Annotated in this window: 27 protein-coding genes and 1 pseudogene; 22 read left to right on the top strand and 6 right to left on the bottom strand. The window is 72.2% G+C overall.

The window, feature by feature from the left end:
• Positions 1-3 precede the first annotated feature (3 nt).
• The 4 genes from AC29IT_RS14360 to AC29IT_RS14345 all read right to left on the bottom strand — a co-directional run bounded on the left by AC29IT_RS14360 (position 4) and on the right by AC29IT_RS14345 (position 2,859).
• A complete protein-coding gene (locus AC29IT_RS14360; protein WP_488218990.1) occupies positions 4-744 on the bottom strand; it encodes a phosphoadenylyl-sulfate reductase in 741 nt (246 codons plus the stop codon).
• 15 nt (positions 745-759) lie between these two features.
• Positions 760-933, bottom strand: coding sequence for a hypothetical protein (locus AC29IT_RS14355; RefSeq protein WP_224962664.1), 174 nt, complete (start codon positions 931-933; stop codon positions 760-762).
• Complete coding sequence (locus AC29IT_RS14350; RefSeq protein ID WP_488218989.1) at positions 930-2,642, bottom strand: nitrite/sulfite reductase; 1,713 nt, start codon at positions 2,640-2,642, stop codon at positions 930-932. Before AC29IT_RS14350 ends, AC29IT_RS14355 begins: the two co-directional genes overlap by 4 nt.
• A 127-nt stretch (positions 2,643-2,769) precedes the next feature.
• A complete protein-coding gene (locus AC29IT_RS14345; protein WP_358434363.1) occupies positions 2,770-2,859 on the bottom strand; it encodes a putative leader peptide in 90 nt (29 codons plus the stop codon).
• A gap of 427 nt (positions 2,860-3,286) precedes the next feature.
• Between AC29IT_RS14345 and hemW the strand changes: the two genes are divergently transcribed.
• The 17 genes and pseudogenes from hemW (at position 3,287) to AC29IT_RS14260 (ending at position 18,901) form a co-directional block, all read left to right on the top strand.
• Positions 3,287-4,513: a radical SAM family heme chaperone HemW gene (gene hemW, locus AC29IT_RS14340; protein WP_358442053.1), complete on the top strand. Its 1,227-nt coding sequence runs from the start codon at positions 3,287-3,289 to the stop codon at positions 4,511-4,513.
• 139 nt (positions 4,514-4,652) lie between these two features.
• Positions 4,653-5,675: a heat-inducible transcriptional repressor HrcA gene (gene hrcA / locus AC29IT_RS14335; protein WP_358442055.1), complete on the top strand. Its 1,023-nt coding sequence runs from the start codon at positions 4,653-4,655 to the stop codon at positions 5,673-5,675.
• A 63-nt stretch (positions 5,676-5,738) separates the two neighbouring features.
• The gene (gene dnaJ, locus AC29IT_RS14330; protein ID WP_358442058.1) at positions 5,739-6,914 is read left to right on the top strand and encodes a molecular chaperone DnaJ; all 1,176 of its coding nucleotides are present in this window, start codon (positions 5,739-5,741) and stop codon (positions 6,912-6,914) included.
• 422 nt (positions 6,915-7,336) lie between these two features.
• A complete protein-coding gene (locus tag AC29IT_RS14325) occupies positions 7,337-7,708 on the top strand; it encodes a histidine triad nucleotide-binding protein (RefSeq protein ID WP_358442061.1) in 372 nt (123 codons plus the stop codon).
• Between the two features lie 302 nt (positions 7,709-8,010).
• The gene (locus AC29IT_RS14320; RefSeq protein WP_358442170.1) at positions 8,011-9,051 is read left to right on the top strand and encodes a PhoH family protein; all 1,041 of its coding nucleotides are present in this window, start codon (positions 8,011-8,013) and stop codon (positions 9,049-9,051) included.
• Complete coding sequence (gene ybeY, locus AC29IT_RS14315) at positions 9,048-9,605, top strand: rRNA maturation RNase YbeY (RefSeq protein ID WP_358442063.1); 558 nt, start codon at positions 9,048-9,050, stop codon at positions 9,603-9,605. The genes AC29IT_RS14320 and ybeY overlap by 4 nt, the downstream gene beginning before the upstream one ends.
• Positions 9,606-9,619: 14 nt before the next feature.
• Entirely contained in the window at positions 9,620-10,945 is a 1,326-nt protein-coding gene (locus AC29IT_RS14310) for a hemolysin family protein (RefSeq protein WP_488218988.1), read from the top strand.
• Positions 10,938-11,291: a cytidine deaminase gene (locus AC29IT_RS14305; protein WP_358442068.1), complete on the top strand. Its 354-nt coding sequence runs from the start codon at positions 10,938-10,940 to the stop codon at positions 11,289-11,291. Before AC29IT_RS14310 ends, AC29IT_RS14305 begins: the two co-directional genes overlap by 8 nt.
• 88 nt (positions 11,292-11,379) lie before the next feature.
• Positions 11,380-12,297 (top strand): GTPase Era, encoded by a 918-nt coding sequence (gene era / locus AC29IT_RS14300; RefSeq protein ID WP_358442070.1) that lies wholly within the window; start codon positions 11,380-11,382, stop codon positions 12,295-12,297.
• 145 nt (positions 12,298-12,442) lie between these two features.
• Positions 12,443-13,273, top strand: coding sequence for an RDD family protein (locus AC29IT_RS14295; protein WP_488218987.1), 831 nt, complete (start codon positions 12,443-12,445; stop codon positions 13,271-13,273).
• A gap of 7 nt (positions 13,274-13,280) precedes the next feature.
• Entirely contained in the window at positions 13,281-13,700 is a 420-nt protein-coding gene (locus AC29IT_RS14290) for a DUF2752 domain-containing protein (protein ID WP_488218986.1), read from the top strand.
• 76 nt (positions 13,701-13,776) lie between these two features.
• Positions 13,777-14,610 (top strand): annotated as a pseudogene (recO, locus tag AC29IT_RS14285) (DNA repair protein RecO); the annotation flags it as partial.
• Positions 14,611-14,801: 191 nt separating this feature from the next.
• Positions 14,802-15,401, top strand: coding sequence for a GNAT family N-acetyltransferase (locus tag AC29IT_RS14280; RefSeq protein WP_358442079.1), 600 nt, complete (start codon positions 14,802-14,804; stop codon positions 15,399-15,401).
• A gap of 54 nt (positions 15,402-15,455) precedes the next feature.
• Complete coding sequence (locus tag AC29IT_RS14275; protein ID WP_358442081.1) at positions 15,456-16,304, top strand: isoprenyl transferase; 849 nt, start codon at positions 15,456-15,458, stop codon at positions 16,302-16,304.
• On the top strand, positions 16,301-16,738 hold the full coding sequence (locus AC29IT_RS14270) for a hypothetical protein (protein WP_224959436.1): 438 nt from the start codon (positions 16,301-16,303) through the stop codon (positions 16,736-16,738). Before AC29IT_RS14275 ends, AC29IT_RS14270 begins: the two co-directional genes overlap by 4 nt.
• Before the next feature lie 406 nt (positions 16,739-17,144).
• Positions 17,145-18,101, top strand: coding sequence for a permease (locus tag AC29IT_RS14265; protein WP_488219136.1), 957 nt, complete (start codon positions 17,145-17,147; stop codon positions 18,099-18,101).
• Positions 18,101-18,901, top strand: coding sequence for a TIGR03943 family putative permease subunit (locus AC29IT_RS14260; RefSeq protein WP_488218985.1), 801 nt, complete (start codon positions 18,101-18,103; stop codon positions 18,899-18,901). The genes AC29IT_RS14265 and AC29IT_RS14260 overlap by 1 nt, the downstream gene beginning before the upstream one ends.
• A 7-nt stretch (positions 18,902-18,908) precedes the next feature.
• Here the strand turns inward: AC29IT_RS14260 and AC29IT_RS14255 are convergent, their stop codons facing one another.
• Both AC29IT_RS14255 and AC29IT_RS14250 read right to left on the bottom strand, forming a co-directional pair.
• Positions 18,909-19,331: a Fur family transcriptional regulator gene (locus AC29IT_RS14255; RefSeq protein ID WP_358442087.1), complete on the bottom strand. Its 423-nt coding sequence runs from the start codon at positions 19,329-19,331 to the stop codon at positions 18,909-18,911.
• Complete coding sequence (locus AC29IT_RS14250) at positions 19,328-19,831, bottom strand: ArsR/SmtB family transcription factor (RefSeq protein ID WP_358442090.1); 504 nt, start codon at positions 19,829-19,831, stop codon at positions 19,328-19,330. Before AC29IT_RS14250 ends, AC29IT_RS14255 begins: the two co-directional genes overlap by 4 nt.
• 531 nt (positions 19,832-20,362) lie before the next feature.
• Between AC29IT_RS14250 and AC29IT_RS14245 the strand changes: the two genes are divergently transcribed.
• From AC29IT_RS14245 to AC29IT_RS14225, 5 genes are all read left to right on the top strand, one after another.
• Positions 20,363-21,748, top strand: coding sequence for a glycine--tRNA ligase (locus tag AC29IT_RS14245; protein WP_488218984.1), 1,386 nt, complete (start codon positions 20,363-20,365; stop codon positions 21,746-21,748).
• 23 nt (positions 21,749-21,771) lie between these two features.
• Entirely contained in the window at positions 21,772-22,428 is a 657-nt protein-coding gene (locus AC29IT_RS14240; RefSeq protein WP_358442096.1) for a YdcF family protein, read from the top strand.
• Between the two features lie 78 nt (positions 22,429-22,506).
• On the top strand, positions 22,507-23,775 hold the full coding sequence (locus AC29IT_RS14235) for a deoxyguanosinetriphosphate triphosphohydrolase (protein WP_488219135.1): 1,269 nt from the start codon (positions 22,507-22,509) through the stop codon (positions 23,773-23,775).
• Positions 23,776-23,973: 198 nt separating this feature from the next.
• The gene (locus tag AC29IT_RS14230) at positions 23,974-24,159 is read left to right on the top strand and encodes a hypothetical protein (RefSeq protein ID WP_224959429.1); all 186 of its coding nucleotides are present in this window, start codon (positions 23,974-23,976) and stop codon (positions 24,157-24,159) included.
• A gap of 98 nt (positions 24,160-24,257) precedes the next feature.
• Positions 24,258-25,355, top strand: a complete 1,098-nt coding sequence (locus AC29IT_RS14225) for a serpin family protein (RefSeq protein ID WP_488218983.1) — start codon at positions 24,258-24,260, stop codon at positions 25,353-25,355.
• The last annotated feature ends 85 nt before the right edge of the window (positions 25,356-25,440 follow it).

The raw sequence follows: 25,440 nt of genomic DNA, 5'->3' as shown, positions 1-25,440 counted from the left end.
TGATCAGCCGTGCAGGCCGCATTCGGTCTTCGACGTGCCCGCCCAGCGGCCGCTGCGCGGATCGGCACCCGGCGCGGGCTTCGCCGTGCACGGCGCGCAGCCGATCGACGGGAAACCGGCGGGCACCAGCGGGTTCACCAGCACCCCGTGCCGCTCGATGTAGGAATCCATCTCCTCGTCGCTCCACGGCGCGATCGGATTGATCTTGACGAGGCCGTTGCGGTCGTCCCAGGTCACGATCGGCGTGCCCGCCCGCGTCGGGGCCTCCACCCGGCGCACCCCGGTCACCCACGCCTCGTAGCGGGACAGCGTGTTCTGCAGCGGAACCACCTTGCGCAGGAAGCAGCAGCGGCCCGGGTCGCGGTCGTGCAGCTTCGGGCCCTCCGCGGCGTCCTGCTCGGCGACCGACTGCTCCGCCTTCGCCTCCACGATGTTCACGTCGTAGACCTGGGCGACCGCGTCGCGGGTGCCGATCGTCTCGGCGAAGTGGTAGCCGGTCTCCAGGAACAGCACGTCCACTCCCGGCCGCGCCTTCGCCGCCAGGTCCACCAGCACCGCGTCCTGCATGTTCGAGGCGACGATCAGCCCGTCGCCGAAGGTGTCCGCGGCCCAGCGCAGCGCCTCTTCGGCGCTCGCCTCGGCCAGTCGCGGGGCGGCCTCCTCGACGATCGCCCGCAGCTCCTCGTCGCTGCGGCGCACGCCCAAGCCGGCGGGGAGGTCGGTGGTGGTGGTCTCGGCAGTCATGGGATCTCCGTCTCCTCAGCCGCTCGCCAGTCCGACGAGCCGAACGGTGAACACCCGCAGGCACGCCTCGCATTTCCAGGCGCCCGCGGGTTCGGCCTGCGGAACCAGTTCCTCGTCCCCGCAATACGGGCAGTAGAACGGGACCGCCCGGCCCTCCGGGGCGGCCCCGCCTTCCGGTCCGGACGTCACTTGAGCGCGTCCTCCTCGGCCCGCGCCACCCACTGGGCGAAGCGCTCGCCGTCCGAGCGCTCGCCCAGGTAGTGCCGCACCAGGCGCTCCACGTAGTCCCCGAGGTCCGCCGACGTCACCTTGTGCCCGCGGATCTTGCGGCCGAACCCGGCGTCCAGGCCGAGCCCGCCGCCCAGGTGCACCTGGAAGCCCTCCACCTGGTTGCCGTCGTCATCGCGCACCATCTGCCCCTTGAGGCCGATGTCCGCGGTCTGGGTGCGGGCGCACGCGTTCGGGCAGCCGTTCAGGTTGATCGTCACCGGGTCCCGGACGTCGCCCTGCACGTCCGCCAGCCGCTGCTCCAGATCACCGATCAGGTCGATGGCGCGCTGCTTAGTCTCCACGATCGCGAGCTTGCAGAACTCGATGCCGGTGCAGGCCATCACGTTCCGCCGCCACGGCGTCGGCGAGCTGTGCAACCCCAGCCCGGCCAGATCCGACACCAGGCCTTCGACCTGCTGCTGCGGCACGTCCAGCACCAGCAGGTTCTGCTCCACCGTGGTGCGCACCCGGGACGAACCGACCCGCTCCGCCGCCTTCGCGATCTCCACCAGGGTCGAACCGCTGACCCGGCCGGCCTGCGACTTCACGCCCACGTAGAAGTTGCCGTCGACCTGCGGGTTCACCCCGAGGTGATCGCGGTGCCCGCTCGGCGTCTCCGGCTTCGGGCCGTCGATCAGCTTCCGGCCCAGGTACTCGTCCTCGATGACCTGCCGCGTCTTCTCCGCGCCCCAGTCGTCCACCAGGAACTTCAACCGGGCCCGGTGCCGCAGCCTGCGGTACCCGTAGTCGCGGAACAAGGAGGTCACCGCGTGCCAGACCTCGGCGGCCTCCTCGATCGGCACCCAGGCGCCGAGCCGCACCGCCAGCTTCGGGTTCGTCGACAGCCCACCGCCGACCCACAGGTCGAAACCGGGACCGTGCTCCGGGTGCACCACGCCGACCAGCGAGATGTCGTTGATCTCCGGGACCGTGTCCCAGCGCGGCGAACCGCTGATCGCCGTCTTGAACTTCCGCGGGAGGTTCGACAGCGACTTGTCGCCGATGTAGCGCTCGGTGATCTCCTTGATCGCCGGGGTCGCGTCGATGATCTCGTCCGCGGCCACCCCCGCCACCGGCGAACCCAGCAGCACGCGCGGGCAGTCCCCGCACGCCTCCGTCGTGTAGAGGCCCACCGCCTCCAGCTTCTCCCAGATCGTGGGCACGTCCTCGACCCGGATCCAGTGCAGCTGGATGTTCTGCCGGTCGGTGATGTCGGCGGTGTCGCGGGCGTAGGTCTGCGAGATCTCGCCGATCACCCGCAGCTGCTCCGTGGTCAGCGCCCCGCCGTCCACCCGCACCCGCATCATGAAGTAGGAGGCGTCGAGCTCCTCCGGCTCGATGGTGCCCGTGCGCGCGCCCGGAATCCCCTCGGCGCGCTGCGTGTACAGGCCCCACCAGCGGAACCGGCCGCGCAGGTCGGCCGGATCGATCGACGCGAAACCGCCGTGCTGGTAGATCGTCTCGATGCGGTGGCGGACGTTGAGCGGGTTGTCGTCCTTCTTCGAGCGCTCGTTGGCGTTCAACGGCTCCCGGTAGCCGAGCGCCCACTGCCCCTCACCACGCGTCTTGCCCTTGCGGGCGGGGGTGCGGCGCTCGGTGCGGCTCTGAGCTTCCGTCGGGGGGACCATGGCCCGACCTCCGTGGTGGTGGCTGGTGGCGCTCAGGACCACACCGCGCGGAGCCCACGGGAACAGGGGCGCTCGCAGTCGGCGTGCTCCCGGCGCCGACTGGACAGTTCGGAACGCAGCGGCGGGATCAGCCGGTGGAACGGCACAGCGCGCTGGAGACCCGTCGCAGATCCACGTAGCGACGGGCGACCAGCAGCAGCTTCGCAGGCGCACCCATGACGGCCAGCGTGCCACGCGTCCACCCTGTGGTCCAACATCAACCGAATACTGAGACGTGGGTCAAAAAGGGTTGTCCGGGGAGCCTTGCTGAGCGGGTCGGGTGGCGGAACCTCAGCGGCGTCCTCGCTGCGGGATCGATTTCACCGGTGGCTCCGCCACAGGAGAAATCGCTGTCCTCGCGAGGAGGCCGCTGAGGACCCGCGGGTGGTCCTGTTGCTCGGGTGGTCGGCGGCTCATCGGCTTCGCCGCTGACGAGAAACGGATACGACCACAGCTGAGGACCCGCAGGTGGTCGCGCTGCGTGGGTGGCCGGTTGCTCAGCGGCTTCGCCGCTGACGAGAAGAAAAGGCGGTCGGGGCTCGGCTGGGGTCGGGGTGGGGTGCGGGCGCGGTTCGGGAGACTGCGCTGTTTGGGAGACTGGGGGAGTGCCTTCGCAGCTTCCGCCGGGTGAGCCGGCTCCGTCGGACGGGTCACTGCCCGCCAGCGCCCTGAGCGGGCTCGGTGAGCGGCCGTTCGGCGTGTACGTGCACGTTCCGTTCTGCGCCACCCGCTGCGGCTACTGCGACTTCAACACCTACACCGCCGACGAGCTCGGGCCCGCCGGTGGCTTCGGGGACTGGCTGGACGCGCTGCGCGCCGAACTCGACCTCGGCGCCCGGGCGCTCGCCGCGGGCGGCGGGACGGTGCCCGCCGCGCAGACCGTGTTCGTCGGTGGCGGCACCCCCTCGCTGCTCGGCGCCGAACGGCTCGCGGCCGTGCTGACCGCCATCCGGAACTCCTTCGGCCTCACCGCCGACGCGGAGGTCACCACCGAGTCCAACCCCGAGTCGACCTCGCCCGAGTTCTTCGCCGACCTCCGCGCCGGCGGCTACGACCGGGTGTCGCTGGGCATGCAGTCCGCCGCCGCGCACGTGCTGCGCGTCCTGGAGCGCAACCACACGCCCGGCCGCGCGGCCGCCGCCGCGCAGGAGGCGCGGGCCGCCGGGTTCGAGCACGTCAACCTCGACCTCATCTACGGCACGCCCGGCGAGAGCGACGACGACCTGCGCGCCTCGCTGGCCGCCGTCCTCGACGCCGGGGTCGACCACGTCTCCGCCTACTCGCTCATCGTCGAGGACGGCACCGCGATGGCCCGCAAGGTCCGCCGCGGCGAACTGCCGATGCCCGACGAGGACGTGCTCGCGGACCGCTACGAGATCATCGACTCCACCCTGTCCGGCGCCGGGCTCGGCTGGTACGAGGTGTCCAACTGGGCCACCGGCGAGTCCGCGCGCTGCGCGCACAACCTCGGCTACTGGCGGGGCGGCGACTGGTGGGGCGCCGGGCCCGGCGCGCACAGCCACGTCGGCGGCGTGCGCTGGTGGAACGTCAAGCACCCCGGCCGCTACTCGGCGCTGCTCGCCGACGGCCGCTCGCCCGCGCACGCCCGCGAGCTGCTCGACGACGAGGACCGGCGCATCGAACGGATCATGCTGGAACTGCGCGTCGCCGAAGGCGTCCCCACCGCCGCGCTCACCTCCGACGGCGTGCTCGCCGCGAAGGAGGCCGTCGCCGACGGGCTGCTGCGGGCCGACGCGCTCGACGCCGGGCGCTGCGCGCTCACCGACCGCGGCAGGCTGCTCGCCGACGCCGTCGTCCAGCGCCTGCTGTGACCGTTCTCCCACCCCCGCTGCCCGGCGGATGCGGCCGCACCCGGCTCGCGGCGTCGGAACACCGGTTCGAGGACCGTAAACTCGACGGTGACGAGCACCGCGAGCGGTGCGCGGCAAGGCCCGATGCGGAGGTGACGAGGTGAACGCCGATCAACGGCGGTTCGAGGTCCTGCGGGCGATCGTGGCCGACTACGTGTCGACCAACGAACCGGTCGGGTCCAAGGCGCTGGTCGACCGGCACAACCTGGGCGTTTCCAGCGCCACCGTGCGCAACGACATGGCCGCCCTCGAGGAGGAGGGCCTCATCGTCCAGCCGCACACCAGCGCCGGACGGGTGCCCACCGACGCCGGGTACCGGCTGTTCGTGGACCGGCTGCACGAGATCAAACCGCTCACCGCGGCCGAGCGGCGGGCCATCGGGGGCTTCCTCGAAGGCGCCCTCGACCTCGACGACGTGATGCGCCGCAGCGTGCGGCTGCTCGCGCAGCTCACCCAGCAGGTCGCCGTCGTGCAGTACCCGACGCTGACCCGCTCCACGGTGCGCCACGTCGAGGTCGTCACCATCACCCCCGCCCGGCTGATGCTGGTGCTCATCACCGACACCGGCCGGGTGGACCAGCGGATGGTCGACCTCGGCGACGTGATCAGCGACGACGACGTGGCGCGGATGCGCAACGTGCTGAACTCGGCGATGACCGAGAAGCGGCTCGCGGACGCCTCGGCGGCCGTGGCCGAACTGCCGGACCAGTCACCGCCCGAACTGCGCGACGCCATGACCCGCGTCGCCAGCGTGCTCATCGAATCGCTCGTGGAGCACCCCGAGGAACGCATGGTGCTCGGCGGCACCCCCAACCTGACCCGCAACGTCACCGACTTCCCCAACTCGCTGCGCCAAGTGCTCGAAGCGCTCGAGGAGCAGGTCGTGGTGCTGAAGCTGCTCGCGGCGGCCCGCGACTCGCGGACCGTCACGGTGCGCATCGGGATGGAGAACGAAGCCGCCGAAATGCAGACCACCTCGGTGGTGTCCACCGGCTACGGGACGCATGGGATGGTGCTGGGTGGCATGGGTGTCGTCGGCCCCACCCGGATGGACTATCCGGGAACCATGGCGGCGGTGCGTGCCGTTGCCGCTTACGTGGGTGAGATCCTGGCAGGCCGTTGACGCCTGACCGGGTGATGGATCACCCGTCGAACTCGCAGACCGAGCAGAGGAAGATCGCACAAGGTGGCCAGGGACTATTACGGGACCCTCGGGGTGGCCAAGGACGCTACGCCGGAGCAGATCAAGCGCGCGTACCGCAAGCTCGCCAGGGAATTGCACCCCGACGTGAACCAGGAAGCCGGTGCCCAGGAGCGGTTCCGCGAGGTGACGACCGCCTACGAGGTGCTGTCCGACCCGAAGAAGCGCCAGGTCGTGGACCTCGGCGGCGACCCGCTCTCGCAGGGCGGCGGCGACGGCGGCATGGGCGGCGACCCGTTCGCCGGCTTCGGCGGTCTCGGCGACATCATGGACGCCTTCTTCGGCGGCTCCGGTGGCGGTGGTGGCGGCGGGCGCGGCCCGCGCAGCCGGGTCCAGCCCGGCTCCGACGCGCTGCTGCGGCTCGAGCTGACCCTCGAGGAGTGCGCCAGCGGCGTGAACCGGGACATCACCGTGGACACCGCGGTGCTGTGCGACTCCTGCGACGGTGGCGGCTCCCGCGCGGGCAGCGCCCCCTCGACCTGCGACACCTGTGGTGGCCGCGGCGAGGTGCAGTCCGTGCAGCGGTCGTTCCTCGGCCAGGTCATGACCTCCCGCCCCTGCCCGGTGTGCCGCGGCTTCGGCGAGGTCATCACCGACCCGTGCCAGCAGTGCGGCGGCGACGGCCGGGTGCGGGAACGCCGCACCATCACCGTCAAGATCCCCGCCGGCGTCGGCGACGGGATGCGGGTGCGGCTCGCCGGTGAAGGCGAGGTCGGACCCGGCGGCGGCCCGGCGGGCGACCTGTTCGTCGAAGTCGAAGAGCTGCCGCACGAGCGGTTCATCCGCGACGGCGCCGACCTGCACTGCAACGTCGAAGTGCCGATGACCGCGGCCGCGCTGGGCACCGTGCTCACCCTCGAGACCCTCGACGGCACCGAGGAGCTCACCGTCGAACCCGGCACCCAGCCCGGCACCGAGCACGTGCTCACCGGCCGCGGGCTGCCGAAGCTGCGCTCCAACGGGCGGGTCAGCGGGCACGGCGACCTGCACGTGCACCTCGACGTCCAGGTACCGACGCGGCTCGACGAGGAGCAGGTCGAGCTGCTCCGCCAGCTCGCGACGCTGCGCGGCGAGGAGCAGCCGGAGCCGACGGTGACCGCGAACGGGAACGGGCAGCGCCAGGGCCTGTTCTCCCGCTTCAAGTCCTTCGGCCACAAGTGACGCCGCCGCGGGCCGCCGAGTCCGGATCGTGATGTCCCGCGGGCGGTCCGCCGCCCGCGGAACATCGGTGCTGGTCACGGCGGTTCGTGGGGCATTCACCGACTGCACCTCCCCGACGAAATGTGTCACCGGATCGGAGTAGGAGCCACATGTTCGCGCGTTTTCTAGCGCGGGCGGATGACGCGGGGTTACGGTGACGTTCACGCCTGAGGGTCACGGGTCGACCGCCTCAGGTAGCTCGCGGAGCGAGCCCAACCGGGCGCTCGCCGGACAACCCCCCCTCGGTCCGGCGAGGCCGCGCCGTAGCCGGGCTACCCCCAGCCCCACTACGGCGCGGCATCCGGTCGGGGGACTCCCCGCGTGCGGCACCGGGGCAGGGGCGTTCGCCCGGGCCGCCGCGCGCGGCGGATAACCTTCCCGGCATGACCGACAGCGACCTGGATTCCCTGTTCCTGCGCATCATCGCCGGTGAGATCCCCGCGGACGTCGTGCACGACTCCGAGCGGGTCATCGCGATCCGCGACATCAACCCGCAGGCCCCCACGCACGTGCTCGTGGTGCCGAAGACCCGCTACCGCAACGCCGCCGAGCTGGCCACCGCCGAGCCGGACCTGCTGGCCGAGCTGGTGCGGGTCGCGGGCGAGATCGCGGAGCGCGAGGGCATCGCCGAATCCGGGTACCGGCTGCTGTTCAACACCAACGAGGACGCGGGGCAGACCATCTTCCACGTGCACCTGCACCTGCTGGGCGGCGAACCCCTCGGCGGCCTCACCGGTGGACCGCTCAAGGGCTGAGACACCGCCGGGCGGCAGCCGGATCAGCGGCGCGACCGCGTCGCCGATTGCTCTACCATCGATGGTGGGAAAGAAGACCGACTTCGCGCGCCGAGCGCAGAAAGCAGGCCCGAACACACGTGGCCGGAATCGCAGCGGGTGGATCCGCCCAGTCCGGACGGCAGCAGTCCACGGACGACCGGCAGGCCCGCGAACCGCAGGACGGGACCGAGCAGGACACGACCGGCCGGAACGGTAGGTCGCCGAACGGCACCGGGCCGGACGGCGCGGAACCCGAGCAGCCGAACCTCTCCGCCCAGCACCTGTCCGCGCAGCACGCGCGCGACCGGTCGGCGCAATCGAAGGTGACCGTCCCGGACAGCGCGGTGCTCGCGCTGGTCGGCACCCGCGACGCGAACCTGCGGGTCGTCGAGGAACTGCTCACCGCCGACGTGCACGTGCGCGGCAACGAGATCACCCTCACCGGCGACCCGGCGGACGTGGCCTTCGGCGAGCGGGTGTTCTCCGAGCTCATCACCGTCGTCGACAAGGGCGGCCAGCTCGGGCCGGACGCCGTGCGCCGGGTAGTGGGCATGCTCTCGGCCGACAGCGGTGAATCGCCCGCCGCGGTGCTCAGCCTGGACATCCTGTCCCGGCGGGGTCGCACCATCCGCCCGAAGACGCTGAACCAGAAGCACTACGTGGACGCGATCGACCAGAACACCGTGGTGTTCGGCATCGGTCCCGCGGGCACCGGCAAGACTTACCTGGCCATGGCCAAGGCCGTGCAGGCGCTGCAGGCCAAGCAGGTCAACCGGATCATCCTGACCAGGCCCGCGGTCGAAGCGGGCGAGCGGCTCGGCTACCTGCCGGGCACGCTCTACGAGAAGATCGACCCGTACCTGCGGCCGCTGTACGACGCGCTGCACGACATGATCGACCCCGAGTCGGTGCCGCGGCTCACCCAGGCGGGCACCATCGAGGTCGCGCCGCTGGCGTACATGCGCGGGCGCACCCTCAACGACGCCTTCATCATCCTCGACGAAGCGCAGAACACCACGCCGGAGCAGATGAAGATGTTCCTGACCCGGCTCGGTTTCGGCTCCCGCGTCGTGGTCACCGGCGACGTCACCCAGGTCGACCTGCCCGGTGGGCAGCGCAGCGGCCTGAAGGTCGTCCGGGAGATCCTCGACGGGGTCGACGACGTGCACTTCGCCGTGCTCGACAGCGGGGACGTGGTCCGTCACCGCTTGGTCACCGACATTGTCAACGCCTACGACCGCTGGCAGGCCGAGCAGGACGCGGACTCCGAGCAGTTCCCGCGCCGTTCCGGCCGCGGCGGTCAGTTCCGGGAACACGCATGAGCATCGAAATCGCCAACGAATCCGGGGCCGAGGTCGACGAGGGCACCATCGTGTCCGTCGCCCGCTACGCGCTGGACCGGATGAGCGTCAGCCAGCTCGCCGAGCTGTCCATCGTGCTGGTCGAGCTGAACGTCATGTCCGACCTGCACGAGCGTTGGATGGACCTGCCCGGCCCCACCGACGTGATGGCCTTCCCGATGGACGAGTACGACTCGTCCCGCCGCCCGGACGCGGCCGGTTCCGGGCCCGCGCTGCTCGGCGACATCGTGCTGTGCCCCGCGTTCGCGAAGGACCAGGCCCGCAAGGCCGGGCACGCCCTGATCGACGAGCTGCACCTGCTCACGGTGCACGGTGTGCTGCACCTGCTCGGCTACGACCACGCGGAGCCGGAGGAGGAGCGCGAGATGTTCGGGCTGCAGAACCGGATCCTCGCCGACTACCGGACCGCTCGGGACGAGGCCGAGCGGGCCGCCGCGCAGCACGACGCGGACTCCCGCGTGCTGGGGACCGTGGGACTGGACCCGGGCACCGCGCCCGAGGTCCCCCGCGACTGAGGGGGAACGCGCAGATGAGTTCGGCCGCACTGCTGGTGTGGGCTGTGCTGCTCGTCCTGGGGGCCGGGGTGTTCGCCGCCGCCGACGCGGCGGTCGGCACCGCGTCCCGCGCCAGGGTCGAGGAGCTGCTGCGGGAGAACCGCAGCGGGGCCCGGCAGCTGGCGCTGGTGCTGGAGGACCGCCCGCGGCACGTGAACCTGCTGATCCTGCTGCGGCTGGCCTGCGAGCTGGGCGCGACCGTGCTGGTGGCGGTCGTGGTGCTGCGCGTGGTGGAGTCGGACGGGTTGGCGGCGCTGCTCGCCATCCTGATCATGCTGGTCGTGTCGTACGTGCTGGTCGGCGTCGGCCCGCGCACCATCGGCAGGCAGCACCCGTACGGGGTGGGCCTGCTGGTCGCGGCGCCGGTGCGGGTGCTGGTGCGGGTGCTGAACCCGCTGACCCGGCTGCTGATCCTGATCGGCAACGGCCTCACCCCGGGGCGCGGGTTCCGCGAGGGCCCGTTCTCCTCGGAGGTGGAGCTGCGCGAACTGGTCGACCTGGCCGGGGAGCGCGGCGTGGTCGCGGCCGGCGAGCGCGAGATGATCCACTCGGTGTTCGAGTTCGGCGACACCATCGCCCGCGAGGTGATGGTGCCGCGCACCGAGATCGTGTGGATCGAGCGCGCCAAGTCCGCCCGGCAGGCCCTCGCGCTGTGCCTGCGCTCCGGGTTCTCCCGGGTGCCGGTGATCGGCGACAGCGTCGACGACGTGGTGGGCGTGGTGACGTTGCGCGATCTCACCCAGGCCCTCGCCGACGGCGGCGACCTGAACCAGCCGGGGCCGGAGCTGGGCGAGCTGATGCGCCCGGCGAGCTTCGTGCCGGACACCAAGCGGCTCGACGAGCTGCTCAAGGAGATGCAGCTGTCCCGCAGCCACCTGGCCATCGCCGTCGACGAGTACGGCGGCACCGCGGGCCTGCTCACCATCGAGGACGTCATCGAGGAGATCGTCGGCGAGATCACCGACGAGTCCGACCTCGAGGAGCACCGCCCGATCGAGCACCTGGAGGACGGCACCATCCGGGTCTCCTCCCGGCTGCCGGTGGAGGACCTGGGCGCGCTGTGCGGCGTGGAACTGGACGGATCCGAGGTGGAGACCGTCGGCGGCCTGCTCGCGCAACGCCTCGGCCGGGTCCCGCTGCCCGGTGCCGAAGCCGAGATCGAAGGGCTCCGGCTGCGCGCCGAAGGCGGCAAGGACCACCGCGGCCGCATCCGCATCAACGCGCTGCTCGTGCGCCGCGCGAACGGCGAGCCCGCATCGCACCGCGGTGCCGACCAGGAAGGAAGCAGCACCCGTGGCTGAGCAAGCGCCCCCGCAGGAACTGGACGCCGAAGACGCCAAGATCGTGACGCTGGCCCGGTCGGCCCGCGCGCGCACCGGCGCCGCCGAAGGCGCCGCGGTCCGCGACACCGACGGCCGCACCTACGCCGCCTGCACCGTCGAGCTGCCCTCGCTGCGGCTGACCGCGCTGCAGGTGGCGGTGGCCACCGCGGCCGCCAGCGGCGCCGAGGGCCTGGAGGCGGCCGCGGTCGTCACCGACGCCGCCGAGGTCTCCGCCGAGTCCGCCGCCGCCGTCCACGACCTCACCGCCGGTGCCCCGGTGCTGCGCGCCGACGCCGCGGGCGAGGTGCGGGGCGTGCTGCGCTGAACCCGGCCCGCACCTGGTGAACGGCCCACCTGCGCGCTCCGCCGGGGCGGGTGGGCCGCTCACCTCGGCGTTCGGCGACAATGGGCGGGTGAGCAGCACTCCAGATGCCCCCGCCGAACACCGCTCCGGGTTCGCGTGCTTCGTCGGCCGCCCCAACGCCGGCAAGTCCACGCTGACCAACGCGCTGGTCGGTTCGAAGGTGGCGATCACCTCCAGCAAGCCCCAGACCACCCGGCACGCGATCCGCGGCATCGTGCACCGGCCCGATGCCCAGCTGATCATCGTGGACACGCCCGGCCTGCACCGGCCGCGCACCCTGCTCGGCCAGCGGCTCAACGACCTCGTCTACGAGACCTGGTCCGAAGTGGACGTCGTCGGGTTCTGCGTGCCCGCCGACCAGAAGGTCGGGCCCGGCGACAAGTTCATCGCCGAGCAGCTCAAGAAGGTCGCCCGCCGCACACCCGTGCTCGGCATCATCACCAAGACCGACCTGGCCACCAAGCAGCAGGTCGCCGAGCAGCTGCTCGCCCTGCAGCAGGTGATGGACTTCGCCGACCTGGTGCCGGTGTCCGCGGTGGATTCCTACCAGATGGACACCCTCGGCGACCTGCTGGTGAGCCACCTGCCGGAGGGGCCGCAGCTGTACCCCGACGGCGAGCTCACCGACGAGCCGGAGGAGACGCTGATCGCGGAGATGATCCGCGAAGCCGCGCTGGAGGGCGTGCGCGACGAGCTCCCGCACTCGCTGGCCGTCCGCATCGAGGAGATGAACCAGCGCGAGGACCGCGACGACCTGGTCGACGTGCACGCGATCGTCTACGTGGAGCGGCAGAGCCAGAAGTCGATCGTGATCGGCCGCAAGGGCGAGCGGTTGCGCGAGGTCGGTTCGCAGGCGCGCCAGCACATCCAGAAGTTGCTGGGCAGCAAGATCTACCTGGACCTGCACGTCAAGGTCGCCAAGGACTGGCAGCGCGACCCGAAGCAGCTGCGCAGGCTGGGGTTCTGATCCCGCCACCGCGCGCGGCGCTTGACTTCGCAACGGACTGCGCAAGATTTCCCGGATCGGCCACGACGGCGAGTTGCGCTCGGGTAATTTCCAGTCCGGCCTCCTCAGAGCGCTGTCAGTGCCACCCGATCGAAGGAATCTCTCCGTGACCAACCCGTATGGCGGGCCCCCGTCCGGCCCGCAGCCGCAGCAGCCCTACGGGCAACAGCCGTACCCGCAGTCGGGTGGCCAGCCCCAGCAGCCCTATCCGCAGTCCGGCCCGATGCCGCAGCAGCCCGCGCCCTACGGCCAGCAGCCGTACGGCCAGCCGGGCTACGGGCAGCAGCCCCAGCAGCCGTACGGGCAGCCGGGCTACGGCTACGGGCACCCCGGTCCGTTCGCGGAGTGGGGGACCCGGGTGCTGGGGTACCTGATCGACGGGGCGCTCGTCGGCGTGCCCTACCTGATCGTCTACGGGATCACCTTCGCGAGCATCATGGGTTCCGCCTCGTCGATCACCACCGAAGCCGAAGCGATCTCCATGATCAGCACCGTTTACACGGTTCTCGGGATCTTCGGGTTGATCGCGATGGCGTTCAACATCTGGAACCTCTGCTACAAGCGCGGGACCACCGGGCAGACCATCGGGCAGAAGGTCGTCAAGATCAAGACCGTCAGCGAGGAGACTGGTCAGCCCCTCGGTTTCGGCGGCGCGTTCCTGCGCCAGCTCTGCCACATCCTGGACGGGCTGCCCTGCTCGATCGGCTTCCTCGCCCCGCTGTGGGAGCAGAAGAAGCAGACCTGGGCCGACAAGATCATCAAGTCGGTCGTGGTTCCGGCCGAGCCCGCGCAACCCGGTGGCTACCCGCAGCAGCCCGGCTACCCGGCTCAGCCGCAGCCCGGCTACCCGCAGCAGGGCGGCTACCCCCAGCAGGGCGGTTACCCGGGGCAGCAGCAGCCCGGTTACCCGCAGCAGCAGCCCCCGCAGCAGTGGTGATGATCGAGTGAGCGGGCTGCTCCGAGCGGCCACCTCCCCGCTTCGTCGTGCGCCCCGGACGACCCGCCTCGCCGCGGGCGCCGGGGCGCTCGGCTTGGTGCTGAGCACCGGTCTCGTCCCGCTGCCCTGCCCCCTGCTGTTCCTCACCGGCTTCGACTGCCCGTTCTGCGGCGGCAGCCGGATGCTCGGCGCGCTGCTGCACGGTGATCTCGCGCGCGCCGCCGACCTCAACCTCTTCGCCCTCGTGGTCGTGCTGCCGGTGGCGGTGCTGTTCCTGATCGCCTCGGCGCGCCAGGAGGTCCGCGGCACCCCGTCGCCCTGGCTGGTCGGCCGTCCCGGCCGGTGGGCGGCCAACGCGGTGCTGGGCGTCGCCGTGGTGTGGGGCGTGCTGCGCAACCTCCCCGGTTTCGAGGCGCTGCGGGCCTGATCCCGCGAACACCCGGCGTTCCGGCCGGACGCTCACCCGGAGCAGCCGGGTCGCCCGGTAGTGGGACGATGGCGGGGTGAGCCTCTACCGGGATACCGGCGTCGTGCTGCGGGTCCACAAGCTGGGTGAGGCCGACCGGATCATCACCCTGCTCACCCGCCGCTTCGGCAAGGTGCGCGCCGTCGCCAAGGGCGTGCGCCGCACCACCTCGCGCTTCGGGGCCCGCGTCGAGCCGTTCTGCCACGTGGACGTGCAGCTGCACACCGGGCGCACCCTCGACGTGATCACCCAGGTGCAGACGCTGGACGCGTTCGGCGTGCACATCGTGGACGACTACCAGCGCTACACCGCGGGCTGCGCCGTGCTGGAGACCGTGGACCGGCTCGCCGCGGAGGAAGGCGAACCGGTGCTGCGGCTGTACCTGCTGGTCACCGGCGCGCTGCGGGCTCTGTCCGGGCGGGAGCGGGACCCGTCGCTGGTGCTCGACGCGTTCCTGCTGCGCGCCATGTCCTACGCGGGCTGGGCCCCCGCGCTCAGCGAGTGCGCGCGCTGCGGCGAGTCTGGCCCGCACGCCGCGTTCAACGTGCAGGGCGGCGGCGCGATGTGCGTGCACTGCCGTCCCACCGGCTCGGCGCGTCCCGCGCAGCAGACGCTGCCGCTGCTCGAAGCGCTGATGCACGGCGACTGGCCGGCCGCGGAGCGGACCGTCGAGCCGGTGCGCCGGGAGGGCAGCGGGCTCGTCGCCGCGCACCTGCAGTGGCACCTGGAGCGGCAGTTGCGCTCGTTGCCGCTGGTGGAGCGCCAGGAGCACCGCCCGGCGGTGCCGGAGCTCATCCGCGAGCGCGCGGCGGTGGTGGAGGAGGGACCGGCTGCCGGGGAGCCCGCCGCAGAGGGATCCGCCGCTGAGGGGTCGGCTCCGGCGGAACCGGGCGCGGCGCGACCGGCCGCAGCGCACGCCGCCGCTGCGGAGTCGGCCGCCGCCGAACGGGCCGCAGCGCACTCGGCCGCAGCGCAATCGCCCGCTGCCGACTCGGCCGCGGCGGAACCCGTCGACCGGGCGACCGCGACACCGGGAACGGCGGACGGGGCCACCGGTTGATCGTGCGCAGCTGGCGCCCCCGGGACGCCGAAGCGGTGCACCGGATCTGCGTGGCCACCGGCGACGGCGGCGAACCCGTGCACCAGATCCTGCAGGACCCGGACCTGGTCGCCTACGTCTTCGCCGATCCGTACCTGCTGCTGCACCCCGAGCTGGCCTTCGTGGTGGAAGGCCGCGGCGCCGTGCTCGGCTACGTCGTCGCCGCGCTGCACACCGAGGAGTTCTACGCGCGCTGGCAGCTGGAGTGGGGACCGCGGTTCGCGGCCAGCCACCCGTCCTCGCGGGTGGTGGACGCCCGCAACGCGGACAGCCAGCTGCGCGCGTTCCTGCACCGGCCGCGGCTGATGCTGCCCGAGCAGCTGGACCGCTTCCCCTCGCACCTGCACATCAACCTGGTCGCGGGGGCCCGCGGGCAGGGCATGGGCAAGCGGCTGATGCACGCGGTGTTCCAGCAGCTGGCGCGCGCCGGATCGCCGGGCGTGCAGCTCGGGGTGAACCCGGGCAACACCCGGGCGCAAGCGTTCTACCAGCGAACCGGGATGGTCCGGCTGCCGTCGGACGCCCGGCTCGAAGTCCGCTACGGGACACCACTGAACGGGTGACATGCGGGTCCGGGAGAATGGACGACCGGCCGCAGAGCAAAGGAGAAGGCACACATGCTGCGACGCCGTGGACGCGGTAGCGACGACCCGAGCGTGCAGGCGCCCGCGCCGCACGCTTCCGGAGCGACCCCGCCCGCCCTGCCGCCGGAACTGGTCCCGCGGCACGTGGCCATCGTGATGGACGGCAACGGCCGCTGGGCCAACGAACGCGGGCTGCCCCGCGTCGAAGGGCACAAGCGGGGCGAGCAGGTCGTGCTGGAGCTGGCCAGGGGCGCGATCGAGATCGGCGTGAAGTGGCTGTCGCTGTACGCCTTCTCCACCGAGAACTGGAAGCGCAGCCCGGAGGAGGTCAAGTTCCTCATGGGCTTCAACCGCGACGTCATCGCCCGCCGCGTCGACGAGCTGGACGAGCTCGGCGTGCGGGTGCGCTGGGCCGGCCGCAAGCCCCGGCTGTGGCGCAGCGTCGTGAACACGCTCCAGGCCGCGGAAGAGCGCACTCGTGGCAACGAAGTCATGAACTTGACCATGTGCGTGAACTATGGTGGCCGGGCCGAGGTGGGCGACGCGGCTCGCGAGATCGCCCGGCTGGCCGCCGCAGGCAAGATCAATCCAGAGAAGGTGGACGAGCGGACCGTGTCCCGGCACCTCTACCAATCGGAGATGCCCGACGTCGACCTGTTCATCCGGCCGTCCGGGGAGCAACGCACTTCCAACTTCCTGCTCTGGCAGTCCGCATACGCCGAATTGGTGTTCCAAGACACCCTGTTCCCCGACGTGGATCGTCGTCACCTGTGGCGCGCGTGCGAGCAGTACGCACGCCGCGACCGGCGCTTCGGCGGCGCCGTCGATCGTGCCGCGCAGGACGAGAGCACCACTGAAACCGCCCAGGAGGGCATCTCATGACCCAGGAGGCCGCCACTACCGCGGAATTGTTGACCGCGGCGAAAGAGGCGCTGGAGACCTACCACGAGGTGAACGTCGACGACGACGGCGCGTTGACCCTGCGGCACGGCGACGTGCCGTGCGCGGTGCAGGCGATGCAGCTCGCCGAGGGCCTGACCGTGCTGAGCCTGACCTGCGTCGTGGCGTGGGACCTGCCGCTGGACGAGAAGCTGGCGCAGTCGGCCGCGGAACGCGCGGGGCAGGGCCTGTTCGGCACGCTCGGCGTGGTCCGCACCGAGCGCGGCATGGACGTGACGCTGCGGTACGCGTTCCCCGCCGAGGGCATGGAGCAGCAGCCGCTGGGCACGCTGCTGATGCTGGTCGTGTCCACCGCGTCGCAGCTGCGCGGTGAGCTGCTCACCGAGGTCGAAGAGGACACCCCGGCCGCCGACTGATCTTCCGCCGCCGAGCCCGGTCCGAGGGGGCTCTGCGGCTCGTCGCGAACGCCCCACCTGGAACTTCGCCGGTTCCGGGTGGGGCTTCGTGCTGCGCGGGGAGGGTGTGTCCGACACGCGGGCGGCGAGTCGGCCTCGCGCGGGCCGGCCGCCGCCGGATACGGCCGAGGTCGGGTTCCCGGGGGTGAAACCGGGCCGCCGAGATCACGCGGCGTCGCCGATCCACCGACCGGACCGGGTGATCCGGAACCCGCTCGAGTGGGACGCGATGGTCCCGGGACCAGGCCAGGTGCGATCGATCGCCCGGCGCGGCTGGCACGATGAGCCGGTGACCACGACCCTCCGCCCGGGCAGCGATCCCGGTCGTTCGAGCGGTGATCCGGTGCGGCGCCGCCGGGTCACCTCGATGGAAGTGCTGTGCGCGCTGCTGCTGCTCGCGCTGCTGTTCCAGTCGCAGCTCAGCGCGCTGCTGGACGCGCCGGGACTGCGGACCGGATCGACCGTCTTCGTCGCGGTGTGCGTGCAGGCGCTGCCGTTCCTGGTGCTCGGCGTGCTGATCAGCGGGGCGATCGCCGCGTTCGTGCCACCGAGCGCGCTGCGCCGGATGCTGCCCAGGCACCCCGGCGCCGCCGTGCCGGTCGCCGGGCTGGCCGGGGTCGCGCTGCCCGGGTGCGAGTGCGCCTCGGTGCCGGTGGCCCGCCGGTTGATGCAGCAGGGCATCGCCCCCGCCGCGGCGCTGGCGTTCCTGCTCGCCGCACCGGCGGTGAACCCGATCGTGCTGGTCTCGACCGCGGTCGCGTTCCCCGGCGAACCGATGATGGTGCTCGCCCGGTTCCTCGGTTCGCTGCTGACCGCCTGCGCGATGGGCTGGCTGTGGCTGCGCGTCGGCAAGGCCGAGTGGATCGCCGACCGCGCGCTGCGGCGGGCCGAGCAGCGCGCACCGGGTGGCGCGGGCCGGTGGGCGCTGTTCGCCGAGACGGCCCGGCACGACCTGGTCGAAGCGGGCGGGTTCCTGGTGCTCGGCGGGCTCACCTCCGCGGTGTTCAACGTGCTGGTCCCCGCGGAGTGGACGAGTTCGCTGGGCGGGCAGCTGGTGCTCGGCGTGCTGGTCATGGCGGTGCTCGCGGTGGTGCTGGCGCTGTGCAGCGAGGCCGACGCGTTCGTGGCCGCCGCGATGGCCGGGATGCCGCTGATCCCGAAGCTGGTGTTCCTGGTCGTCGGTCCCGCGGTGGACATCAAGCTCATCGCCCTGCAAGCGGGCACCTTCGGGCGGTCCTTCGCCCTCCGGTTCGCACCGCTGACGTTCGTGGTCGCCATCGCCGCCGCGGTGCTGGTCGGCCTGCTGCTCCTGGGAGGCGCGTGATGCGGCGCGAAACGCAGAACCTGCTGCTGGTGCTGCTCGGCGGCGCCCTGCTCAAGATCGCCCTGACCGGGACCTACCTGCGCTACGTCAAACCGGCGCTGTTCCCGTGGCTGCTCGGCACCGGGGTGGTGATGGTCGTGCTGGCCGCGGTCGCCATCGTGGGCGACATCCGGGCGGCGCGGGCCAGAGCACGGGCGGACGACCCGTTCGCCGTCCCGCCCGAACCGCACGAGCACGCCGGACACGAGCACGCCGGACACGAGCACGCCGGACACGAGCACCGCGGCCGGAGCCCGTGGATGCTGCTGCTCCCGGTGTTCGCGATCTTCCTGGTGGCCCCGCCGGCGCTGGGCGCCGACTCCATCGGCCGCGGCCAGCAGACCGCGGCCCCGGAACGGCCCACCGGCGCGAGCGCCCTGTTCGAGGAGCTGCCACCGGGGCCGGCACCGCAGCTGACCGTCTCGGAGTTCATCACCCGGGTGGTGTGGGACGGCAGCGGCGCGCTGGAGCAGCGGGCCGTGCGGCTGCGCGGTTTCGTGGTGCACCCGGAGGACGGGCCGGCGCGGACCCAGCTCGCGCGGATGCGGATCAGCTGCTGCGCGGCCGACGCGTCCCCGGTGCTGATCGACCTGGCCGGTCCCGCCGCGGACGCGCTCGCGACCACGCCGCAGGACACCTGGATCGAGGTGACCGGCACGCTGCGGGCGGGCAGCGCGACCGAGGCCAACGGCCAGGTACCGACGTTCGACATCACCGAGGTGCACGGCACCCCGGCTCCCGACGACCCCTACGAGTACTGACCGGAGGTCACTCGGCGGCGGCGCACTCCGGGCACACGCCGATGATCTCCACGGTGTGACCCACGTTGGAGAAGCCGTGCTCGCTCGCGATCCGCTCCGCCCACGCCTCCACCGGCGGGTCCGCGACCTCCACGGTCCGGCCGCAGTGCCTGCACACCAGGTGGTGGTGGTGCTCGGCGGAGCAGCGCCGGTAGATCGCCTCGCCCGAATCGGTGCGCAGCACGTCGATCTCGCCCGCATCGGCGAGGGTCTGCAGGGTGCGGTAGACGGTGGTCAGGCCGATGCCCTCGCCACGGCGGCGCAGCTGCTCGTGCAGGTCCTGCGCCGACCGGAAGTCGTCGACCTCGCTGAGCAGGCGGGACACCGCTGCCCGTTGCTTGGTAGCCCGCAGGCCCGGCACGCCGGCCGCGGAGCGCTCACCGGTGGTCACGCTGTCTCCGTTTCCTCGTTCTCGGGTGCCGGCCGTGCACCCCGCCCGCGCGGACGGGTCCCGGAGATCTCCTCCGCGTGCGTGGCGGCGTCCACGACGATGTGCGCCAGGTGCTCGTCGACGAGGCGGTACACCACCTCGCGCCCGTGCCGCTCCCCGTGCACGACGCCGGCGGACTTCAGCACCCGCAGGTGCTGGCTGATCAACGGCTGGGTGACGCCGAGCGCCTCCACCAGCTCGTGCACGCACCGCTCGGCCGTGCGCAGCTGCAGCACGATCGCGATGCGCACCGGCGCGGCCAGCGCCCGCAGCAGCTCACCCGCCTCGACGAGGGTCTGCTGGTCGTGGACCGGAACCGGGCCCGGCGCCGCGCGCTCCGGCGAGTGCACGTGCTCTTCGGCGCGATCCGGGTGGCCGCTCGCCGTCCCGGCCACCGGCGCGACCTCGACCGGATCGGAGCCGGTCGATCCGGCGAGGGGATCGGGACTGACGGCGGGCATGGTGTCCTTTCCGGCGTGCCTGGCGGGCCCGCCGAACCGGCGCGCGGTCGACGGTGCTGCTGCGGAGGGCCCGAGCGCCGCGTGGACGCGGCGGTGCCCTCCACCACGCCATCCTACGGGGCGGGCGAAACGGGGAGGCACCTCGCGGGAGCGGCCCGGACCCGGCGCGATCATGCCAGCGCAGCACCCACCGGCCGCACCGGACGGGTGACCGGGTGGGGCGCGATCCGGGTGGGGCCGCCGGTGCGGGCGACCTCATCGGTACGCTGGGAAACCCCAGGAACGGGACGCGTGCGCAGGTGCGGCCTGCGCAGCATCGGAGATCGTCGGAAGCCGGACTCCGATGCCGGGAGGACCTCACCGACCCCGGGAGGTGCAGGCCCCGGAGCCCCCGACCGGAAGCGGTGGCGGGGACCGGTGCAGCGCCGGGCCCCGATCGCAGCTGAAGCCCCCGCCGAGCCCCCGACCCGCGCGGTCGACCTCGGCCCGAAGCAATCGTCGAGCCCCTCGACCTGAGATTCCGGAGTGACCGTGCCCGCCGATCAGATCGACACGATCGTCAACCTGTGCAAGCGCCGTGGCTTCGTCTTCCCGTCCGGGGAGATCTACGGCGGTACGAAGTCGGCGTGGGACTACGGGCCGCTCGGCGTCGAGCTCAAGGACAACATCAAGCGCCAGTGGTGGAAGTCCATGGTGCAGGGCCGCGACGACGTCGTCGGCCTCGACTCCTCGGTGATCCTGCCGCGCGACGTGTGGGTCGCCTCCGGCCACGTCGGTGCCTTCCACGACCCGCTGGTCGAGTGCACCTCGTGCCACCACCGGTTCCGCGGCGACCACCTGGTCGAGGAGTTCGCCGAGCGCACCGGCAAGGAGATCGCCGAGGGCGACCTGTCCCAGATCCCCTGCCCGAACTGCGGCAACCGCGGCCAGTTCACCGAGCCGCGCGAGTTCAACATGATGCTCAAGACGTTCCTCGGCCCGGTCGAGAGCGACGAGGGCATGCACTACCTGCGCCCCGAGACCGCGCAGGGCATCTTCGTGAACTTCGCGAACGTGATGACGACCGCGCGCAAGAAGCCGCCGTTCGGCATCGGCCAGATCGGCAAGTCGTTCCGCAACGAGATCACGCCCGGCAACTTCGTGTTCCGCACCCGCGAGTTCGAGCAGATGGAGATGGAGTTCTTCGTCGAGCCGGGCGAGGACGAGCAGTGGCACCAGTACTGGATCGACGCGCGCACCGACTGGTACGTGGACCTCGGCGTGGACCGGGACAACCTGCGGCTCTACGAGCACCCGAAGGACAAGCTGTCGCACTACTCGAAGCGCACCGTCGACATCGAGTACCGCTTCCGCTTCGCGGGCAGCGAGTGGGGTGAGCTGGAGGGCGTCGCCAACCGCACCGACTTCGACCTCACCACGCACTCGAACCACTCGGGCGTGGACCTGTCGTACTTCGACCAGGCCAGCAACTCCCGCTACCGTCCCTACGTGATCGAGCCGGCGGCGGGCGTGGGGCGTCCGATGATGGCCTTCCTGGTCGACGCCTACCACGAGGACGAGGCGCCGAATGCCAAGGGCGGCGTGGACAAGCGCACCGTGCTGAAGCTGGACCGCAGGCTGGCGCCGGTGAAGGCCGCGGTGCTGCCGCTGTCCCGCAACGCCGAGCTGTCCCCGAAGGCCAAGGACCTGGCCGCGCAGCTGCGCCGGAACTGGAACATCGAGTTCGACGACGCCGGTGCGATCGGCCGCCGCTACCGCAGGCACGACGAGATCGGCACCCCGTTCTGCGTGACGGTGGACTTCGACTCGCTGTCCGACCACGCGGTGACCGTTCGCGAGCGCGACACCATGTCCCAGGAACGGGTGGCGATGGACAAGCTGGAGGAGTACCTCGCCGTCCGCCTCATCGGCTGCTGAGCGGCCTCTACTGGAACGAGCCCATGTCTGAGACCGGTACCGCCCCCCGAGGTTCCCGCACCGGCAGGGTGCTGCGCCGCACCGCGCTCGGTGCGGTGCTGATGGTGCTGCTGCTGTTGGGCGGTACCGGTTTCCGCGTGTGGCAGGTGGCGCGCAGCGACGACCGCCGCCCGGTGGACATGATCGTGGTGCTGGGCGCCGCCCAGTACCACGGCAAGCCCACCCCGGTGCTGCGCGCGCGGCTGGAGCAGGCCTTGGAGCTCTACAACGAGGGCCTGACCGAGCACGTGGTGACCGTCGGCGGCAGCCAGGTCGGCGACGAGTACACGGAGGCGGAGACGGGCAGGCTCTGGCTGGCCAAGCAGGGCGTGCCCGAGAACAAGATCACCGACGTGGAGACCGGGGCGGACACCCTCGGCAGCATGAAGGCGGTCGCGACCCTGGCGCGGGAGCGGGGCTGGAGCTCGGCGTTGATCGTCAGCGACCCGTGGCACTCGATGCGCGCCCGCACGATGGCCGGTGATTTCGGGCTGGACGCGTGGGCGTCGCCGACCCGGTCCGGGCCGATGGTGCAGACGCGGGCGACGCAGTTCCACTACATCTTCCGGGAGACCGGCGGCCTGCTGTACTACCGGCTGACGCACGCCCCGGCCGAGGTCCTCAGCGACCGGTTGGGCTGATCCGCGGTTCACCGCCCGTTGCCGCCGCGTTCGCGCTGGCCGGGCGGGATGAGGTCGTAGGCTGGCGCGGTGAGCGACTTGTGCCCCGGCTACGACGAGCACGACCTGGCCCGGTCGTCCCCCGAGGCGCCGAAGGCGGCCTTCCCCGGTGCGTACCGGGAGGCGCGCAGCCCGTTCGCCCGGGACCGCGCGCGGGTGCTGCACTCGGCGGCGCTGCGCAGGCTTGCGGGCAAGACGCAGGTGATGGGCCCGGAAGAGGGTGACGTGCCGCGCACCCGGTTGACGCATTCGCTGGAGGTCGCGCAGATCGGCCGCGGCATCGCGGTCACATTGGGCGCGGACCCGGACCTGGTGGACACGGCGGGGCTGGCGCACGACATCGGCCATCCGCCGTTCGGGCACAACGGTGAGCAGGCGTTGAACGAGCTCGCCGAGGCGTGCGGCGGGTTCGAGGGCAACGCCCAGACCTTGCGGATCCTGACCAGGTTGGAGCCGAAGCTGCCGGGGGAGCCGGGCGAGGGCAGCGGCCTGAACCTGACCCGCGCCTGCCTGGACGCGGCGACGAAGTACCCGTGGCCGCGGCGGCCGGGGCAGGTGAAGTTCGGCGCCTACTCGGACGATCTCGCGGTGTTCGGCTGGATGCGCCAAGGCGCGGTGGGGGAGCGCCGCTGCCTGGAGGCGCAGGTCATGGACTGGGCCGACGACGTGGCCTATTCGGTGCACGACGTGGAGGACGGGGTGCACTCGGGCCGCATCTCGCTGCACGAGCTGTCCCGGCCGGAGGAGCGTGCGGAGATCGTGCGGCTGGCCGCGAAGCACTTCTGGGCGGACGGCGACGCGGGTGAGCTGGACGCGGCGGCGGGCGGGCTGGCGGTGCTGCCCGCGGTGGCGGCGGTGGCGGACTACGACGGGACCCTGTCGGCGCAGGTGGCGTTGAAGCGGTTGACCAGCGAGCTGGTCGGCCGGTTCACCTCGGCGGCGGTGACCGGCACGGTGGAGGCGTTCGGCGCGGGGCCGTTGACCCGGTACGCGGCGGACGTGGTGGTGCCGCGCGAGGTGGCGGCCGAGGTGGCGGTGCTCAAGGCGGTGGCGGTGCACTTCGTGCTCAGCGATCCGCGCCGGTTGCGCGAGCAGGAGCGGCAGCGGGAGCTGCTGGCGGACTTGGTGGCGGCGCTGGCGGCGCGGGCTCCGGAGTCGCTGGACCCGGCGTTGGCCCCGGTGTGGTCGGCGGCGGCGGACGACGCGCAGCGGCTGCGGGTGGTGCTGGACCAGGTCGCTTCGCTGACGGATGCGCAGGCGGTGGCCTGGCATGCACGCCATGTACTCAGGGGTACTAAGACTCTGTGAAATAGGTCCGATCGGGGGGTGGATACCCCCGGTTGTCCGGCATAGTGTTCACGCAGCGTGTCGGGGGGGGGGGGGGCCCCCCCCCACCCACCCCCCACAGATGTCAGTGGGCGGCGCCACCCCCCCCCCCCCCACCCGCCGACTGCTGTGCAGGTGGCGCGAACCCCGACCCGTCCCCGCGCCGCAGGGAGAGCCTCGATGCCGAACCGGCACTACATCCAGAAGCTCGTCGTCGACGGCGAGCCGTACGTGAACACCGACAACCTCGCGGACTGGGTGAACGACCTGCGCTGGCGCGACCCCGAAGCCCGCCGCGCCGCCGAGTACATCGCGCAGGAACTGCGCCTGATGGGCCTGTCGGACATCGAGGAATCGGTCAGCTGAAAGTCGCCAGGAACGGCCCGGACCGCGATCGGAGTGGCAGACTCGGCGGGGGAGATCTTCCCGGAACCGCCGCCGCGCCGAACGGAGTCCACCCGGCCGTGACCGAGCACCTCGACTTCAGCCTGGCCCTGCACCACCGGCTCGCCCCCGCCCCGGACCGATCGTTCACCTGGTCGCCGTACTCGGTGGCCAGCGCGCTGGGCCTGGCCGCCGCGGCCGCGGCGGGCGACACCCGGGACGAACTCCTCAGCGCGCTGCGCGCCACCGATCCGGCGGCCGTGCGAGCGGCCCTGAGCCCGGCCGCGGAACTGCCCGCGACCGGTTCCGCCGAGCCACCGGTGCTGGCGGTGGCGAACACGCTGTGGGCGCACGACGGTCTGCCGGTGCGCGAGGAGTTCCTGCGCACCCTGGAGCAGTGGCCCGGCAGCGCCGTGCGCACCGCCCCGTTCCGCGCGGACCCGGACGGCGCCCGGCGGCTGATCAACGCCGACGTGGCGGAGACGACCCGCGATCTCATCCCGGAACTGCTCGACCCGGGCACCGTCGACCCGGACACGGTCGCCGCCCTGGTCAACGCGCTGTACCTGAAGGTGTCCTGGCGGGAGGCCTTCGACGCGAAGCGGACCGCCGAGCAGCCGTTCCACGCCCCCGGCGGGCAGCGGTCGGTGCCGACGATGACCACCACCCGCAGCCTCGGCCACGCCGCGGTGGGCGGCTGGCAGGCGATCACGCTGCCCGCGGCGGGCGGTGCGGAGGCCGTGGTGCTGCTGCCCGACGAGGACCTCACCACCGCGGAACCGGCGTTGGGCGCGGCGGAGCTGGACGCGCTGCTGGCGGCGCGCCGCGACCGGCGGGTGGAGCTGTTCCTGCCGCGCTTCGACGTCACCGCGGAAGCGGAGCTCACCGAACCGCTCGGCGCGCTCGGGGTGCGGACCGCGTTCACCCCGGGTGCGGACTTCAGCGCGCTCACCGAGGCGCCGCTGAAGATCTCCGCGATCGTGCACCAGGCGGTGCTGCGCGTGGACGAATCCGGCCTGGAGGGCGCGGCGGCGACCGCGGCGATGATGCGGCTGACCGCGATCGTCCGCGAGCCGGACCCGATCCGGGTGCGGGTGGACCGCCCGTTCCTGTTCCTGGTGCGCCACCGCGAATCCGGCGCCGTCTACTTCCTGGCTCGCGTCACCGACCCGTCCTGATCCGAGGTGGACCGGTCCGTTCGCCCGGCGCGGACGGGCCGCCCACCTGTCACGTTCGGGGACGGTCCCCCGTCCCGGTGGTGAG

This window comes from Saccharopolyspora sp. MMCC62 (assembly GCF_057736575.1).
This window is presented reverse-complemented; position numbering and strand designations above follow the sequence as displayed.